Source organism: Streptomyces prunicolor, assembly GCF_045162825.1.
In the GTDB taxonomy this organism is placed as follows: Bacteria; Actinomycetota; Actinomycetes; order Streptomycetales; family Streptomycetaceae; genus Streptomyces; species Streptomyces prunicolor.
Window position 1 is genome coordinate 3,739,289 of the sequence record NZ_CP108676.1, and the last position, 15,872, is coordinate 3,755,160.

The 15,872-nt window shown below is 67.9% G+C and carries 22 protein-coding genes and 2 tRNA genes; 4 read left to right on the forward strand and 20 right to left on the reverse strand.

Annotation, left to right across the window (positions count from 1 at the left end; genetic code table 11):
* Positions 1-37: 37 nt before the first annotated feature.
* From clpX to OG588_RS16750, 5 genes are all read right to left on the reverse strand, one after another.
* Complete coding sequence (gene clpX, locus OG588_RS16730) at positions 38-1,324, reverse strand: ATP-dependent Clp protease ATP-binding subunit ClpX (protein ID WP_026151385.1); 1,287 nt, start codon at positions 1,322-1,324, stop codon at positions 38-40.
* Positions 1,325-1,484: 160 nt separating this feature from the next.
* Positions 1,485-2,165 (reverse strand): ATP-dependent Clp protease proteolytic subunit, encoded by a 681-nt coding sequence (locus OG588_RS16735; RefSeq protein WP_019063217.1) that lies wholly within the window; start codon positions 2,163-2,165, stop codon positions 1,485-1,487.
* Between the two features lie 50 nt (positions 2,166-2,215).
* Positions 2,216-2,818, reverse strand: coding sequence for an ATP-dependent Clp protease proteolytic subunit (locus tag OG588_RS16740; RefSeq protein ID WP_019063216.1), 603 nt, complete (start codon positions 2,816-2,818; stop codon positions 2,216-2,218).
* 366 nt (positions 2,819-3,184) lie between these two features.
* Positions 3,185-4,552, reverse strand: a complete 1,368-nt coding sequence (gene tig, locus OG588_RS16745; protein WP_405947990.1) for a trigger factor — start codon at positions 4,550-4,552, stop codon at positions 3,185-3,187.
* A gap of 216 nt (positions 4,553-4,768) precedes the next feature.
* Positions 4,769-4,845, reverse strand: a tRNA-Pro gene (locus OG588_RS16750).
* A gap of 164 nt (positions 4,846-5,009) precedes the next feature.
* Here OG588_RS16750 and OG588_RS16755 point away from each other — a divergent pair.
* Positions 5,010-5,083, forward strand: a tRNA-Gly gene (locus OG588_RS16755).
* A gap of 66 nt (positions 5,084-5,149) precedes the next feature.
* Here OG588_RS16755 and OG588_RS16760 read toward each other — a convergent pair.
* The 14 genes from OG588_RS16760 to OG588_RS16825 all read right to left on the reverse strand — a co-directional run bounded on the left by OG588_RS16760 (position 5,150) and on the right by OG588_RS16825 (position 12,662).
* Positions 5,150-6,319: a tyrosine-type recombinase/integrase gene (locus OG588_RS16760; protein WP_405947991.1), complete on the reverse strand. Its 1,170-nt coding sequence runs from the start codon at positions 6,317-6,319 to the stop codon at positions 5,150-5,152.
* Positions 6,319-6,543, reverse strand: a complete 225-nt coding sequence (locus OG588_RS16765) for an excisionase family DNA-binding protein (RefSeq protein WP_405947992.1) — start codon at positions 6,541-6,543, stop codon at positions 6,319-6,321. The genes OG588_RS16760 and OG588_RS16765 overlap by 1 nt, the downstream gene beginning before the upstream one ends.
* On the reverse strand, positions 6,540-7,964 hold the full coding sequence (repSA, locus tag OG588_RS16770; RefSeq protein ID WP_405947993.1) for a replication initiator protein RepSA: 1,425 nt from the start codon (positions 7,962-7,964) through the stop codon (positions 6,540-6,542). The genes OG588_RS16765 and repSA overlap by 4 nt, the downstream gene beginning before the upstream one ends.
* Complete coding sequence (locus OG588_RS16775; protein ID WP_405947994.1) at positions 7,961-8,626, reverse strand: SAM-dependent methyltransferase; 666 nt, start codon at positions 8,624-8,626, stop codon at positions 7,961-7,963. The genes repSA and OG588_RS16775 overlap by 4 nt, the downstream gene beginning before the upstream one ends.
* Positions 8,623-8,838, reverse strand: coding sequence for a hypothetical protein (locus OG588_RS16780; protein WP_405947995.1), 216 nt, complete (start codon positions 8,836-8,838; stop codon positions 8,623-8,625). The genes OG588_RS16775 and OG588_RS16780 overlap by 4 nt, the downstream gene beginning before the upstream one ends.
* Before the next feature lie 5 nt (positions 8,839-8,843).
* Positions 8,844-9,026, reverse strand: a complete 183-nt coding sequence (locus OG588_RS16785; protein WP_405947996.1) for a hypothetical protein — start codon at positions 9,024-9,026, stop codon at positions 8,844-8,846.
* A gap of 93 nt (positions 9,027-9,119) precedes the next feature.
* Entirely contained in the window at positions 9,120-9,425 is a 306-nt protein-coding gene (locus tag OG588_RS16790; protein ID WP_405947997.1) for a SpdD protein, read from the reverse strand.
* A 23-nt stretch (positions 9,426-9,448) separates the two neighbouring features.
* Positions 9,449-9,604, reverse strand: a complete 156-nt coding sequence (locus OG588_RS16795; RefSeq protein WP_405947998.1) for a hypothetical protein — start codon at positions 9,602-9,604, stop codon at positions 9,449-9,451.
* A 15-nt stretch (positions 9,605-9,619) separates the two neighbouring features.
* On the reverse strand, positions 9,620-9,808 hold the full coding sequence (locus OG588_RS16800) for a mobile element transfer protein (protein WP_405947999.1): 189 nt from the start codon (positions 9,806-9,808) through the stop codon (positions 9,620-9,622).
* A 3-nt stretch (positions 9,809-9,811) separates the two neighbouring features.
* Complete coding sequence (locus tag OG588_RS16805; protein ID WP_405948000.1) at positions 9,812-9,994, reverse strand: hypothetical protein; 183 nt, start codon at positions 9,992-9,994, stop codon at positions 9,812-9,814.
* A 20-nt stretch (positions 9,995-10,014) separates the two neighbouring features.
* Positions 10,015-10,671, reverse strand: coding sequence for a DUF2637 domain-containing protein (locus tag OG588_RS16810; RefSeq protein ID WP_405948001.1), 657 nt, complete (start codon positions 10,669-10,671; stop codon positions 10,015-10,017).
* A 76-nt stretch (positions 10,672-10,747) separates the two neighbouring features.
* The gene (locus OG588_RS16815; RefSeq protein WP_405948002.1) at positions 10,748-10,921 is read right to left on the reverse strand and encodes a hypothetical protein; all 174 of its coding nucleotides are present in this window, start codon (positions 10,919-10,921) and stop codon (positions 10,748-10,750) included.
* An 86-nt stretch (positions 10,922-11,007) separates the two neighbouring features.
* Complete coding sequence (locus OG588_RS16820; protein ID WP_405948003.1) at positions 11,008-12,330, reverse strand: FtsK/SpoIIIE domain-containing protein; 1,323 nt, start codon at positions 12,328-12,330, stop codon at positions 11,008-11,010.
* 2 nt (positions 12,331-12,332) lie between these two features.
* Positions 12,333-12,662, reverse strand: coding sequence for a hypothetical protein (locus tag OG588_RS16825; protein ID WP_365988906.1), 330 nt, complete (start codon positions 12,660-12,662; stop codon positions 12,333-12,335).
* Between the two features lie 115 nt (positions 12,663-12,777).
* On the opposite strand from OG588_RS16825, the gene OG588_RS16830 reads away from it, so the two are divergent.
* The 3 genes from OG588_RS16830 to OG588_RS16840 all read left to right on the forward strand — a co-directional run bounded on the left by OG588_RS16830 (position 12,778) and on the right by OG588_RS16840 (position 15,359).
* The gene (locus OG588_RS16830) at positions 12,778-13,554 is read left to right on the forward strand and encodes a GntR family transcriptional regulator (protein WP_405948004.1); all 777 of its coding nucleotides are present in this window, start codon (positions 12,778-12,780) and stop codon (positions 13,552-13,554) included.
* Between the two features lie 24 nt (positions 13,555-13,578).
* Entirely contained in the window at positions 13,579-14,076 is a 498-nt protein-coding gene (locus tag OG588_RS16835) for a GNAT family N-acetyltransferase (protein WP_405948005.1), read from the forward strand.
* 962 nt (positions 14,077-15,038) lie between these two features.
* Positions 15,039-15,359, forward strand: coding sequence for a DUF6083 domain-containing protein (locus tag OG588_RS16840; protein WP_405953141.1), 321 nt, complete (start codon positions 15,039-15,041; stop codon positions 15,357-15,359).
* A gap of 307 nt (positions 15,360-15,666) precedes the next feature.
* On the opposite strand, the gene OG588_RS16845 is transcribed toward OG588_RS16840, so the two are convergent.
* Entirely contained in the window at positions 15,667-15,861 is a 195-nt protein-coding gene (locus tag OG588_RS16845) for a hypothetical protein (RefSeq protein WP_026151384.1), read from the reverse strand.
* Positions 15,862-15,872 lie beyond the last annotated feature (11 nt).

Here is a 15,872-nt window from a genome sequence, read left to right on the forward strand (position 1 = left end):
GACTTTCGTACCGAGACCGCCGTACCGAGACTGTCGGTTACGCCGTCTTCTGCTCGCCCGGGCCGCGGCCCCGCGCGTCGCGCGGGATCAGGGTCGGGTTGACGTTCGACAGGACGACGTCCGCCGTGATGACGACGCGGGCCACGTCCTTGCGGGACGGGACCTCGTACATGACGCCCTGGAGGACTTCCTCCATGATGGCGCGCAGGCCGCGGGCGCCGGTCTGGCGGAGGATGGCCTGGTCGGCGATGGCTTCGAGGGCCTCGCGCTCGAAGTCCAGCTCCACGCCGTCGAGTTCGAAGAGGCGCTCGTACTGCTTGACGAGTGCGTTGCGCGGCTCGATGAGGATCTGGAGCAGGGCCTCGCGGTCCAGGTTGTGGACCGAGGTGATGACGGGCAGCCGGCCGATGAACTCGGGGATCATGCCGAACTTCACCAGGTCCTCGGGCATGACGTCCTCGAACTGGTCCTTGGCCTGCAACTCCCGCTTGGAGCGGATGGTCGCGCCGAAGCCGATGCCCTTGGCGCCGGCCCTGGACTCGATGAGCTTCTCCAGGCCCGAGAAGGCGCCGCCCACGATGAACAGGACGTTCGTCGTGTCGATCTGGATGAACTCCTGGTGCGGGTGTTTACGGCCGCCCTGCGGCGGGACCGAGGCCGTCGTGCCCTCCAGGATCTTCAACAGGGCCTGCTGGACGCCCTCGCCGGACACATCACGCGTGATCGACGGGTTCTCGCTCTTGCGGGCGACCTTGTCGATCTCGTCGATGTAGATGATGCCCGTCTCGGCCTTCTTGACGTCGTAGTCAGCGGCCTGGATGAGCTTCAGCAGGATGTTCTCGACGTCCTCGCCGACATAGCCCGCCTCCGTGAGCGCGGTCGCGTCGGCGATCGCGAACGGCACGTTCAGCATGCGGGCCAGGGTCTGGGCGAGGAGGGTCTTGCCCGAGCCCGTGGGGCCGAGCAGGAGGATGTTGGACTTCGCCAACTCGATGGCGTCCTCGCGGCTTTGACCGCCGCCGTGCTCACCGGCCTGGACGCGCTTGTAGTGGTTGTACACCGCGACCGAGAGGGCCTTCTTCGCCGACTCCTGGCCGACGACGTAGCCCTCCAGGAACTCGTAGATCTCGCGGGGCTTGGGGAGTTCCTCCCAGCGGACCTCGCTCGTCTCCGCGAGTTCTTCCTCGATGATCTCGTTGCAGAGGTCGATGCACTCGTCGCAGATGTACACACCGGGCCCTGCGATGAGCTTCTTGACCTGCTTCTGGCTCTTGCCGCAGAACGAGCACTTGAGCAGATCGCCGCCGTCACCGATGCGTGCCACGGTGTGCTTCCCCTTCGCCTGGGAGACGCCTAGGTCCAGCGACTCCTGGTGCTGCCTTATGTCCGACGGTACCTTGCCGGGCCCCCCGTTCGGGCCCCCCTTGGCACGGTTCACTTCCACGTGGACCGTGCCGAGGGGTGGTGGACGATACAGGTCCGGGTCAGCGGACGTCGGCGTTGTTCATCTTCCGGGTGGAGATGATCTGGTCGATCAGGCCGTACGACAGGGCGTCCTCGGCCGTGAGGATCTTGTCGCGCTCGATGTCCTCGCGGATCTTGTCCAGCGGGGTCGTCGAGTGCTTGGCCAGCATGTCCTCCAGCTGGGCACGCATGCGGAGGATCTCGTTGGCCGCGATCTCCAGGTCGGAGACCTGGCCCCGGCCCGTCTCGCTGTAGGGCTGGTGGATCAGCACGCGCGCGTTCGGCAGCGCCATGCGCTTGCCCGGCGTACCGGCGGCCAGCAGGACGGCGGCGGCGGACGCGGCCTGGCCCATGCAGACCGTCTGGACGTCGGGCTTCACGAACTGCATCGTGTCGTAGATCGCAGTCAGGGCCGTGAAGGAGCCGCCCGGGCTGTTGATGTAGATCGAGATGTCACGGTCGGGGTCCATCGACTCCAGGCACAGCAACTGCGCCATGACGTCGTTGGCCGACGCGTCGTCGATCTGGACTCCGAGGAAGATCACGCGCTCCTCGAAGAGCTTCGCGTACGGGTCGTACTCACGCACGCCCTGCGAGGTGCGCTCCACAAAACGCGGGATCACATAGCGGGATTCGGCGGCGGGAGCCGTGTATTCGGCGCGTGCGTGCTCGTACAGGCCGTTGCCGGGGAAGTCGTTCACTGTCTCTCTCCTGGGGGCTGTGGCGGTCGGCTGGGGGCTGTCCTGGGGCCTCAGGCCCCGGTGCCGCCGCCGCCCGGCATACCGGCGGCCGTAGGCATGATGTCGTCGATGAGGCCGTACTCCTTGGCCTCGATCGGGTCGAACCAGCGGTCACGGTCCGAGTCCTTGGTGACCTGCTCCACCGTCTGGCCGGTGTGGAAGGAGGTCAGCTCCGCCATCCGCTTCTTGGTGTGCAGCAGCCGCTCGGCGTGGATCTTGATGTCCGACGCGGAACCGGCGAGGCCGGCGGAGGGCTGGTGGATCAGGATCTCGGCGTTCGGCAGCGCGAAGCGCTTGCCGGGGGTGCCCGCGCTGAGCAGGAACTGGCCCATCGAGGCCGCCATGCCCATGGCGATGGTCACCACGTCGTTCTTGATGTACTGCATGGTGTCGTAGATCGCCATGCCCGCGGTGATCGAACCACCGGGGCTGTTGATGTACAGAAAGATGTCCTTCTCCGGGTCGGAGGCAAGGAGGAGGAGCTGCGCGGTGATCTTGTTGGCGATGTCGTCGTCGACCGCCTGGCCGAGAAAGATGATCCGCTCACCGAGCAGCCGGTTGTAGACCTGGTCGCCGAGGCCACCGATAGAGGGCTCGCCGGCGGCTGTAGGCATCAGATTCGTCACGTATCCACCTGCTCGTCTTTACGACGGCGCCGGGCCGTCTCACCGTGTACTGCCGGGGGCAATGGGGACTCCCCTGCCCTCGTATTCATGGACCCTAACGCGCGGGTCCCTTCGGAGAATCCCGCAAAGGGAACTGTTCGCTGTCAGCACACAGCGCTGCGCCGGCCTGAGCGGAATCCCTCGCGGTGGGGTGGGGACGGTTTGTAGCGGGGCTGCGGGTTCGTGGGGGCTGGGCGCGCCCGCGCGGCGGAGCCGCAAATCGATACAGCCCCGCGCCCCTTCAGGGCGCCCCAGTGGGCGTATGACAAAAGGGCCCCGGGGTCTGATCACCCCAGGGCCCTCGTGTGCGGCTGCTTACGCCTCGGTGGGCTCCTCGACGGTCTCCGCCGTCTCGGTGGCCGTCTCGTCGTCCTCGTCGTCGAGGTCCACGACCTCGCCGTTGGTGTCCTTGACCGTGGCCGCCTCCACGACGACCGCCAGGGCCTTGCCGCGGGCGACCTCGCCGACCAGGAGCGGGACCTGGCCGCCCTCTACGACGGCCTGGGCGAACTGGTCGGGGGACATGCCGGAGGAGGCCGCGCGGCGCATGAGGTGCTCGGTGAGCTCCTCCTGGTTGACGTTCAGCTTCTCCTTGTTGACGAGCTCGTCGAGGACGAACTGCGTCTTGATGCCCTTGACCGCGGCTTCCTTGGTCTCGGTCTCGAACTCCTCCTCCGTCTTGCCCTGGATCTCCAGGTACTGGGGAAGGTCGAGGCCCATCTGACCGAGCTGGTGGTGCTCCAGGTTGTGCTTGCGGGTGTTGATCTCGTCCTCGAGGAGCTTCTCGGGGACGGGCACCTCGACGAGCTCCAGCAGCTTCTCCAGGACGCGCTCCTGGGCCTGCGTGGCCTGGTCGTACTGCTTCATGTTCTCGAGGCGCTTGCGGCTGTCCGCGCGCAGCTCCTCCAGGGTGTCGAACTCCGAGGCGAGCTGGGCGAACTCGTCGTCCAGTGCGGGCAGTTCGCGGGCGGCGACCTGGGTGACCTTGACGGTGACCTGGGCCTCCTGGCCGGCCGCGGAGCCGCCCTTGAGCTCGGAGGCGAAGGCGGCCTCGCCGCCGGCCTCCAGGCCGGTCACGGCCTCGTCGATGCCTTCGAGGAGCTCGCCGGAGCCGATGGTGTAGGAGACGCCCTCGGCGACACCGTCCTCCAGGACCTCGCCGTCGACCTTGGCCTCCAGGTCGAGGGTGACGACGTCACCGTCGGCGGCGGCGCGCTCGACCGGGGAGGTCGCCGCGAAGCGCTCGCGGAGCTGCTCGACCGACTCGTCGATGTCCTTCTCGCTGACCTCCACGGCGTCGACCTCGACCTCGATGCCCGAGTAGTCCGGGATCTCGATGGTCGGGCGGATGTCGACCTCGGCGGTGAAGTTCAGCGTCTCGCCGTCCTTCAGCTCCGTGATGTCGACCTCGGGCTGGCCGAGCGGGTTGAGCTCCGCCTCGTTGACCGCCTCGGTGTAGAACTTCGGAAGCGCGTCGTTGACCGCTTCCTCCAGAACCGCACCGCGGCCGAACCGCTGGTCGATGACGCGAGCCGGGATCTTGCCCTTCCGGAAGCCCTTCACCGTGACCTGCTGGTTGATCTTCTTGTACGCCGCGTCGAGGCTGTCCTTGAGCTCCTCGAAGGGCACCTCGATGCTGAGCCGAACCCGGGTCGGGTTCAGGGTCTCCACGGCGCTCTTCACGGTTCGGTCTCCTTGGGGGCTGACTTCTTGGGTTGCGGACCCAGACAGGTCCGGCGGTTTCTGGTCGCCCGGAGGACTTCAGAGTGTGAGAGACACACGGGCGCGCAGCTTGCATAGTAGCCGCAGCGACGAGACCCCCCAAAAGGCGATCTCACGAGGTACTCGTGTGGTACCGGTCCGGAGGTCCGGTGGTACCGGTCCCGAAGGTCCGGCAGGTGGTCGGGGTGGCGGGATTTGAACCCACGGCCTTCCGCTCCCAAAGCGGACGCGCTACCAAGCTGCGCCACACCCCGTCTGGTGCGTCACGTAGGGTACATGCCCGCAGGCCGCTCGGCCGCCGCATTTCACGAGCGCCGGGGTGCCGGAGGGGGCATGGGGAACGCGGTGTGCGCGGAGGGCACCCGACCCGCTACGATGCCTCCTGTGCCGCGGTCGTCTGACCTGCGGTGCGTCACGTGCGGGCGTAGCTCAATGGTAGAGCACTAGTCTTCCAAACTAGCTACGCGGGTTCGATTCCCGTCGCCCGCTCCAAAAGACTTAGGGCCAGGTCAGAGGATCACTCCTCCGCCTGGCCCTGATCGTTTCCAGGGGCCTCGATCAGTCTGCCGTGTCCCCCGCATGCCCCTTGGTCTTTGGATCTTGCTTCTTCTTGGGCTTGCGCTTCTTCTTCCGGCCCTTGTCGACGAGACCGGACACGGCGTCGGAGATCACCCGGTCACGCTCGACGCTGGCGTGCTGATAGATCAGCGCGGCGCGGGCGGTGCTGTGACCCATGCGCGCCATCAGCTCACGCGTGCTGGCCCCGGTCGACGCGGCGAGGGTGTTGCCCGTGTGCCGGAGATCGTGGAAGTGCAGGCCCTTGATCCGGGCGTCGTCGCAGGCCTTGCGCCACAGCCCGTTGAAGTGGTTGCGGCGCGGGGTCGCCCCCTTGGCGCCGATGAAGACACGGCCGTCCGCGCCCGGCTCGGCATACCGCTTCAGGTGGTCGCGGAGGTCCGGAATGATCGCGGCCGGAATGGATACGGTGCGCTTGCCCGCAGCGCTCTTGGGCGCCTTGATCTCCCGCTGCCCGTTGTTCAGTTCGGCGACGGCACGGCGGACGCGTACGGCTCCGTGGTCGAGGTCGATGTCCCGGCGATGCAGGCCGATCAGCTCGCCCCAGCGCAGACCGAGGAAGCCGGCCAGGAGCACGAGCGTCCGGTAGCGGGGCTGGATCGCGTCCGCGATGTCGTACACCTCTTGCACGGTGGCGGTGGGTCGCTCCGGGGTGTGAACGGTGCTGGCACCCTTGATCGTGCACGGGTTGCGCCTGATCATCAGGTCGGACACGGCCGTCCCCAGGATCGCGCGCAGCAGGGCGTACGCCTTGGCGACGGTCGTAGGACCGGTGCCCGACGCGAGCTTGTCGGCCCGCCAACGCCGCACGAACGGGGGCGAGATCTCGGCGACGTCGACCGCCCCGAAGGTGGGCTCAAGGTGGTGCCGCAACAGCGAGCCGTACAACTGCCGTGTGGTCGTGGTCAGTTCGCGTTCCGTGATCCAGGCAGCGGCGAACGGGCCGAACGCCACCTTCCCGGCGTCCGGGTCGTGCCAGTCGCCACGGCGCATCTCGGTCTGCTTGTCGGCCAACCAGTCGTCAGCGTCCCTCTTCGTGCGGAACGTCTCCGGGGCCGGCCGGAGTTGCCCGTCAGGACCGACGTAACGGGCCTGGTAGCGGCCGGACGGCAGCTTGCGGACACGGCCGAACTGTCGGCGCTTGCTGGCCATCAGGCAGCCACCCCCCGGAGGACGACGCCTTGCCGACGGGGCTGCACGGTGTTGGCCTCGATGTACGCCTGTACGACGCTCTCCTTGATGCGAACGTACCGGCCAACCTTGACGTAACTGATCCGACGCTCCTCGATCAAGCGACGCGGGAAACGCTCCCCGCTCTTCTTCCAAGTCCCGAGCAGTACGGCGGCCTCCGCCACATCCAACAAACGATCAGTCATGCGGCGGCTCCTTCGAGTTCGAGCAGGGCGGGTAGTTCCTCGCGTGCGGTTTCGCGGTTGAGTTGGATGTCGCGGCGGATGTTGGCGGCGAGCCAGGATTCGCCGGGGGTGTAGCCGTGGCCTGCGTAGGTCCAGTGGGCGAGGGTGAGCGTGGTTGCCTCCGGGTTGTCGTCGGGGTCGGGCAGGCCGAGGGCTTCACGGTGTTGGGCTGCGCGGTAGTCGGCGCGGACCTGTCGCAGGGCGCCCAAGGTGGTCGAGTAGCTGCGGGACTTGGTCGAGAAGTGGCCCCGGAAGCCGAGCATGTGAGCCCAGTCCCGGAGCTTGCGGTCCGGGTAGAGCGCGTGCAGGTCCAGGCAGGCCTCGATTAGCCGGCGGGGGTGGTCGGGCACGCCGAGCAGCACGAGGGCTTCCTTGTTGCCGATCCGGCGGTCGACCGTGCCCGTGGTCTCTGCCGCCTTCGTGGCGTACTTGGCGACGTAGGAGGCGACCGCCTGTTCGGTGATCTCTTCGCCGTGGCCGAAGGCGCCGATCGGCTGCACGTCGAGCTGAGTGCCCCAACTCAGCGTGCGGGCTGGCTCCGTGCGGGCGGGCTGGTCGGGGTCCGGCTGATACCGGGCCGGGTCGACCTCGACCGCGACGCGGGCGGCAGCGGCATGGATCGCGTCGTCGAGCAGGTCGAGTGTGGCCCATGCCGGCGGTGGGCTTTCGGGCCCTTCCGGTCCGTCGAAGCGGATCACAGCGTGGAAGTGGACGGCTCCGCGCTTCTGGTATTCGGCGACCTTGCCGAAGGCCACGCGGGACTGTTCGCGGGCTTCCTTCTGGGTGAGTCCGGCGCGCTTGGCGATCTCGCGGCGGAGGTAGATCGTGAAGTAGCGCCACAGGTCGGAGGCGTGGTTGTTCCACAGCACGGCGCCCGCGTAGTCGTACGTCGCCGGATCGAGTGGGGTGCCGAGTTCGGGTGCGTCCTCACCGTGGCGGGTGCCGCAGCGGCAGGGCCGGTTGCCGGGTCGGTTATGGACGGGGCCGAACGAGGGGGCGGTGAGGGTGGCGAAGACGCGGGGGTGGTCGCGGATCGTGTGCGGGGTGCCTTTGGCGGGGTCGCCGACGAGTCCGGCGCGGATGAGGTGGTAGGTGTCGCCTGCGTAGGTCCAGGCGCAGGCCGGGCAGCGGGAGGCGCGGCGGTTGCCGCACGCGATGCGGAGCATGCCGCCGGGCTCGTGCTCGGTCGTGTAGGCGTAGAGCACGGTCTTGGTGGCCGGGTCGATGGTCTTGGTTGCGCCGGCGAGGCGGATCGGGTCGGAGCAGCCTCCGGTGCGGCGGATCTGGTCTTGCCAGCGGTCGAAGTCAGCCGACCCGGCCACCCTCAGCACGTCGCCGAGGGTGGCCGGGTCGAGACCCGCCAGGGTGGCGGTGTCGGTCATGCAGCCACCCCCAGACGGGAGGTGACGAAGGCGCGGCCGATCAGTTCGGCGTAGGCGGGCGGGATGCACTCGCGGATGCCGTCGCGGTTCATCCAGGGCACGCCCATGTCGTCGCGGGCTTCCTGGACGCCGGAGAAGTTGCCGACGTAGTGGGCGAAGTGCCCGGCCGCGCGGGGCCGTCCCATCTTGGTCAGGGGCGCGAGGTGGGGCAGGTGGCGGGGCGGGGTGAAGGTGAAGCCGCCTCCGGTCTCGAACAGGCGGTGGCGGTAGGTGCGCATCCCGAACACGGCCGCGCACAGGGTCACCGGATCGCGCAGCTCAGGGGCCGCGTCCTCTACGTTCTCGATCACCCAGGGCCGTCCGGTGGCTTCCAGGGCGGCACGGGTCGGGGCGATCAGGGCGGGGTGCTCGCGACCCTGGATGCGCTGGCACTGCGTGTAGAACTGGCAGGGCGGTGAGGCGTGGATGAAGTCGAACTCGGCGCCGTGCTCGCGGATGAAGGCGACCGCGTCGGCCTGGATAAAGCGGTACGGGTAGCGGGGCTGGGGGTCGACGTCGACTCCGGTCACGTCGAATCCGGCGTCGGCGTAGCCCTTGGCGGCACCGCCCTGCTTGCAGAACAGGTCCAGCACCCGAAGGCCGTTGGGGAGTGCAGTGTTCACCGCGCACCTCCCTGCCGGTGGGCGGGACCGTGGTTGGCGCTGTAGTCCTCGACCAGGGCCGTGACGTCGGTGTCGCCGTTGGCGTGGTTCTCGGCACCGCAGCCGCCGCACATGTAGTCGCCCTGGGAGGGGCTGTATCGAGTACCGGCCTTGACGCGCAGGCCGGGGCTGTCCTCGGTCGGGGTGAGGTCGGCGGGGAGCTTGCGGAACATCGCCGTCACCTCCCGGCGCGGACGAGGGCGGGGGCGGGGGCGGTGTGACCGGTGCCTTTGCAGGCCTTGCAGGTGACGCGGAGGGTGACGCGGGTGCCGTCGTCGTGGCGGGTGCCGGTGGTGATTGCGGCGGTGGCGAAGCCGTCGCAGTCGCGGCAGACGGGCATGCTCGGGGCGTGCTGGTGCATGATGGGGCGTCCCTTTCGGGTCCGTTGGATCAGGAATGGGTGAGGCGCCCGGAGCGGCGGAAGTTTGGCGACCGAGGCCGCTCCGGGGGCCGGTTAACGCTGGTTGTTGAGGTCCTTCAGCAGGGAACGCAGGACGACCGCGACCACGGCGACGGACATGCCCGTGATGGCGACCGCGAGCAGCAGCGAGACCAGGACCGCGCCGACGACGAGGACCACGGCACCGCCGCCAGCCGCGAGGGCGAGCGCACTGCCCGGGGTGAGCTGCACGGTCGGACGGTTCGAGACCGGAGCGAGCGGAGCTGGGGCCTGCCCGGCGGGCACCGGGGCGCCGGCGGTCGGCACGTAGAGAACCGGGGCGGGGGCGGTGTCCTGCGGGGGGTACTTCGGGGTGAACACGGTTAATCTCCCTTCGAGTTGGGCTACTTCAGGACCGTGGCGATGGCGGGGGCGAGGATGCTGTCGGCGATGAGGTAGCCGCCGAGCAGGAGCACGATCACCAGCCACACCGGCGGGCGGATGAGCTTGATGCCCAGCCACGCGACGATGAGCAGGGCGAACCAGAGCGGAACAGCCATGACGTGATCTCCCTTTCAGGCCGTGCAGCGGTGGGTGTGGGCGGCAAGTTCGGCGGCGGCACGGTCGTGGTAGTCGCTGGAGAACCCGCAGTCCGGGGCAGTGCAGGCCGTGGTGTGCTTCTCACGGCCGCGGCCGTCGTTGTAGGTGGCGACCTGGACGGGGCCGACGCGGATCACGTGTCGGAAGCGGCGGTAAGCGCTCACGAGTCAGACCTCCCGTCGCAGGGTGCGGCCGGGGAACTCGTCGAGGATGCGGGCCGCCCGGTCCGTGTCCGGGGTGCGGTCGGCGGCCTCCTCAGCGAGCAGGCGGGCCAGGGTCGGGCGGCCGGTAGCGGCCATCTCGCGGGCCGCCTCCACGTAGTCGGAGGGGCCGTCGAAGGAGTGGGGCATTGCCGATCTCTCCCTTCTGATCAGGTGAGTTGGAGCTGTGCGGCGATCGCCGCGGTCATCGGGGCGGGCAGTTGAAGCCGGGTCGACAGCACGTCGGCGGGCATCGGTGACCCGGTCGAGGCCTGGTGGGCTTCGGCGATCTTCCGAGCGTGGTCAAGGAGCGCGACCGGAACCACGGGCGCGGGGGCCGCGGGCGGCTCGGGTGCAGCAGGCAGTTCCGGCGCCGGGCCGACAGCCGGGGCAGGCTCGTCGACGCGGTGCATCTCGACTTCCGGCGCGGCCACTTCGTCCACAGGCTGTGCGGGAACGGGCGCGGCGGTGGGCGAGTGGACCAGAAGGGTTCCGCCCAGGAACGCGAGAGCGGGCCATCCAGCAACGAGGATGCGCAACCAGGCCGGAACGTGTTCGAGATCGAGGAGTCCGGCGGTGGCGACGTTCGCCCCGAGCGAGGCGGACAGCGCGATCACAAACCAGGTCCAGGCAGCGCGGTCGCGGAAGGCCATGCGGAGCCGACGCCAGGCGGCGACCATCAGCAGGTCGACCGAGACCGGGTAGGCCCAGGCCTTCCAACCGGACTGATGGGCCGCTTCCGCCAGGTCGTGCAGGTGGGCGAACGAGAGGGCACCGGCGATGACGGCTTGGATCAGGACTGCGTCCAGACGGACCGAGCGGACCATGAACGGCACCTCCCTTCAGGAGAGTTGGGCCAGGAGCGGGCGGGGAAGCGATCGCCAGCCGCCCGTCCCCGGCAGGTCATTCGGCAGGGGCTTCGCCACTGCCCAGGCAGTTGAGGCAGAGGCCGGTTTGCTGACCAACGGCACGGCGCTTGCGGCCGACGTGGACCGTGCGGGAAACCTCTCCGGTGCCCTTGCAGACCGGGCAGTCCTTCGCGTCGGTCTCGCGGGCGGCGGTGTCGGCAGTGGCCATGAGCGGTGATCTCCTTCCGGTTTTCGGCATGGCGGGGGTAGGGACCTGGCGTGAGGCGGTCACGCCGACCGATGGAGCAGGAGCCGCTACGGCTTGACCAGCGACGGGGCGCCGATGAGCGGTGAGGACGCGGCGGGGGCGAAGGGCCTGAGGAACGGCAGGTCGGGCACCAGGTGGTCGAAGTCCCGGCAGACCGCGGCTACTTCCTCGCGGGAGATCTCGGGTGTACGGATCAGGGACCAGCCGCCATCCGCATCCGTGGCCACGGCCGTACCGGCACGGTCGGCAGGAATCATGCAGGCAGCCGACACGGCAGTCGGGGCAACATCCTTCAGCCCCATCTCAGCCGTCTCCTTGTCGTTGACCCGGTGCACGACACGCCCAGTGAGCTGAGCGCGCAGCATGGTCGCGCCCTTGCCGAGGTCGGAGCCGAAGCGCTGCCCGCAGATCTCCAGATAGATGCCAACCGAACGGGCCATCTGCGCCAGCCGGATCAACGCCGTGACGATCCGCGTACGGCGGTCCTCGTCTTCCTTGCGGGAGATCAGGAAGAGTTCGGCGATCTCGTCGACCAGCACCACGACCGGGGCCGGTTGCACGTCCTCAGGCAGTTGCCAGATGTCCGAGGCGCCGTACAGGTGCAGCAGATCGAAGCGGTCTTCCATCTCCGTGACCAGCACATCCGCCAGCGAGGCGGCATCGTCCGGGGTGGTCGCCAGGGCCGACAGACGCGGCGCAAACACGGACTGTTCCACCCCGCGCTTACAGTCCATCCCCACCAGCGCGACCGGCAGTTGAGCCAGCCCCTTGATCAGGTTGCGCTGAAACGTGGACTTCCCCGAGTTGTTCGCCCCCAGCGTGAGCGCCATGGGGACCTTGCGGTAGTCCCGCTCGAACACGGTCCCGTCATCCCGCAGCGCCACCGGCACCACCAGACCGTGAGGCTGTGCCTTGCGCGGCATCCGCACCCGGCGTAGCACGTCATACCCGGTCATCCGCAGTTCCACGAACCCCGGCTTCGTCACCGCCACCCGCACCGCGTGCACACCCCAGGCATGCCGCAACCGCTCCGTGGAGGCAATCACGTCGGCAGGCTCCAAACCGGCGGGCAGACGCAGGGTCACCCGCAGTCCAGTCATGGTGCCCCGGACCCGGCGGATCTTCGGCGGAACCGGCTGCACCTGACGGCGGGCGACGTTACGCGCCATGAACGCCCGCAGGCCGGACGGCTGAACCGTCAGCCCGCACACGTCCATCGTCGAGCGATACGTCACCGTGAACCGGCCCCACGTGGCAGGCAGACCGACCAGCGACCAGTACGCGCGAGGAGCGCGGTACTTCGCGTAGCCGACACCACCGGCAGCCGCTACGGCGCCCGTCGTCTCCAGCCACATCGCCGCGTCAGCCATGATCAGGCCGCCGACGCGATCGCGACCGCGCGGAACGAGATCCCGTGCCGCTTCTGGCCGTTGAACTCGTTCTCCCAGTCACGCGCCTTCAGGCCGATCACCTTCACGGGCATGCCCGGCACGAGACCCTCCGGGAGCCCGGTCTCGGGAACGGTCACCTGGTAGAGGTTGCCCTCCCCCTCGTCCGAGACCAGCAGGCCCACGGTCGACAGACCCGCGTTCGTCTCCCGGTCCACGGCCCGCTCACCGGTCTTCTTGTTGACCATCTTCGGCTCCGGCGCGGTGGCCACGAACACGACAGCGGTCGAAACATCGATCTTGAACGACGGCATGCGTCACTCCCTGATTGCAGGAACTGGCTTGAGCCACTTACTGGCTTAAGCCAGTTGAGCACACGTCGGCATCTGGGTCAACCATCTGGCTTGAGCCAGTTGCTAGACTCTCCGCATGACCCCATCCAGCCCTCCGACCGAGCAGCCCCTGAGCAGGCGAATTGCCGAAGATTTGCGCCGTCAGATCGAAAACGGGGAGCTTCGAAGCGGCGACAAGCTGCCGTCGGAACGAGCGCTGGCGAAGGAGTACGGCGCGGCACGCAACACCGCAAGCGCGGCCATCCGACTACTCGCCGAACAGGGGCTCGTCACCGCAAAGCACGGCAGCGGGGTGTTCGTACGTGAGCCGCAGCGCCTGTTTCGGTTCGGTAGCGACCGCTACTCGATCAAGAACCGCGAGACGGGGCTGACGCCGTTCCGGCTCGAAGCGAAGCGCCAAGGCAAGGTGGCGCGGATCGACGTCCCCTCGATCACCCGAGAGAAGCCGCCGGCGGACGTCGCGGAGCGCTTGAAGGTCTCCGTGGACGAGGAGAGCGTCGTGCACCGCGAGAACCACTACTTCGCGGATGACGAGCCGGTGCAGATCGTCTCGACGTACGTGCGGTGGGACGAGGCTCAGGGCACTCTGCTGATGGAGGCCAAGACCGGCAAAGACGGCATCTACGGCCGCCTTGAAGATCTCGGCCACGTCATGACGCGCGTGCGGGATGAGATCAGCGCGAGGATGCCGACGCCGGAGGAGGCCGCCATCCTGAGCCTTCTGCCGGGCGTGCCAGTCCTTGAGGTACTGCACACGAGCCTCGACCAAGACGACGTGCCCTTCGAGGTCTCCCGCTACGTGCACCGGGCCGACCAAACCGGATTGCTCTATGAACTACCCGTCGAGAGCTAGGAGTTGATGGTGAACCCTGCGGTCGTGCGCCCCTTCGAGAGCGCTGATCTGTCCGGAGCCGCTACGGCGCTGATCAAGGTCCATGAGACCGACGGGTATCCGGTCGAAGGAGTCGAGGACCCAGAGGCATGGGTCAGCTCAGACGATGTCCTCGCGGCATGGGTGGCCGAGATGGACGGGGCAGTCGTCGGACACGTAGCCGTCATGCGCCCACACGGCGAAGCCGCAGTCTCGATGTGGATCGAGCAGAGCGGCGACGACGAAGCTCATGTAGCCGTTCTAGGCCGGCTGTTCGTCGTTCAGGCCGCACGGCAGCACGCCACGGGCAGACGCCTGACAGAGGCCGCGATGAGCTACGGCCGTCAGCATGATCTCCGCTTGGTGCTCGATGTCATGGCCAAGGACGCTCCCGCGATGCGCCTCTACGAACGGCTCGGCTGGCGCAAGATCGGCGAGACCACTCACCACTTCGGCGACGGAGAGAGCATCCCCGCCATTTGCTACGTCGCCCCAGGCGCCTGAGCTGTTACAGATTTCTCTACCTCATCAAGTGCCCGCGCAGGCGCGGGCTGGCCCCTGGGCTCCGGCCCCTCTGCGCCTTCGGCGCCGGGGCCAAGCCCTGGGGCCGCAGCAAGTTACGGCCCCGAGTAGAGACCTGGACACGCAGTAGCCACGGCCAGAACGAGCCTCCGGCGGGGGATCAGCCGGCACCGGGATGGAGGGGGTGCCGTACGCGGCTGCGGGCCCGTAGGGGCGTGCGTGGGGTGCTTCCATCCCGACCACCATCGACCCAGGCAGAGCCGAGCAGACGAGGCCCCTGGCGTCCAGGTCGTTCGTACAGTGGCGCGCTCCACCTGGACGCCAGGAACCACGCCCGCTCCACGATGTGTGGGTCGACGGCGGACGGGATGGAAGCGGGGCGAGTGGTGGGTAGGCGCGGTGGTGAAGGTGAGGTTCGGAGGGCGGGAAACCCCGAGGAATCAATCTTCGTCATCCGACGAGGAGCCCCGTCGTATCGAGAACACCAAGACCCCGATCAGCGCGAGGATGACCAGGACCACAACCAGTCCCCAGAGTCCAGACCCCCAGCCCGCGCTGTTGTCACGCTTCAGAGGCGATAGACCACCAGGTCCAACAGCGAGGATCCCGCGCCCCGCATCCGCAAGATTCATACACGAAGCGTATTGCTGCCAACGATCCGCGACCAGGGAGCGGCCACACACGCGGCCGTTTCCCTCACAGTCGAAGGGCTGCCTACGCACATTGACATCGCCACGGGTACGCGATCGCCAAATAAGGCCAAATCGCGATCTACTGCGACCTAGTCAGGTTCGCTCACACTCAGACACATGGGGGCGATTCGGGATCGTGACCAGCTTGCATGTCATCGCTGCGGAGAGACCAGCCCCAACGTGCGCGAGCGCGGACGGTTCGGTCTCATGGCGAGCTACTGCGAGAGGTGTTGGAACACCTACGCCAACGAGATGGCCGAAGCCGATGGGGCCACAGCCGCACCCAGGCCGAACCCCGACCCCGACGACGTGACATGGATCGAGCCGCCACGTTGCCCGGAATGCGGTGCTTTAGTTCGCGTGTACCCCACGAGCTACGATCGGTGGGTCAGCCTCGCCACGGTGGAGTTGCCCGCGAAAGACGTCCCTGCGGCCTTCAGGTGGCGTTTGACGAGGGTTCCGGACCGATCCCCCATCCCCACGGATATCGTGGCCGTACGGGTCCGTGGAATCGATCCACTACCGAGCGAACCCGTCGTGCCGGCTCACCGCATGTTGTGTGTCCCCGAGTGAGGTGAGGCGTAGATCGCGCGGCAGCGAGCCGGAGGCCCGACCCCGTGTCCTCTGCGTGCCCGATCGAGCGGCGATCGGCGGGGAGTAGCGGGGAACGCCGGCGAGGGACCCGAGAACCGGCAGGTCAGCGTCTCGGCAGGTCAGCCGAGGTCCGCATACGCGATCTTCCAAACTAGCTACGCGGGTTCGATTCCCGTCGCCCGCTCCAGGCATCTCAGGGCCAGGTCGGAGGATCATTCCTCGGCCTGGCCCTGAGTCGTTCCCGGGATCGGTGCCCGCCCCGGTCCGACTCAGAACCGTTCCCTGCTCAGAAGCTGATCGAGTTGATCGTCTCCGCCAGCGAGTTTATGAACCGGTTGATGGACGGCGCCATGCCGGTCGAGGCGAGGAAGAAGCCGAAGAGGATCGCGACTATGGCTGGGCCCGCCTTGATCGATCCCCCTCGGATCAACACCACCAGGATGATCGCCAACAGCAGCACCACAGACAGTGAAATGGCCACAACTGATCACA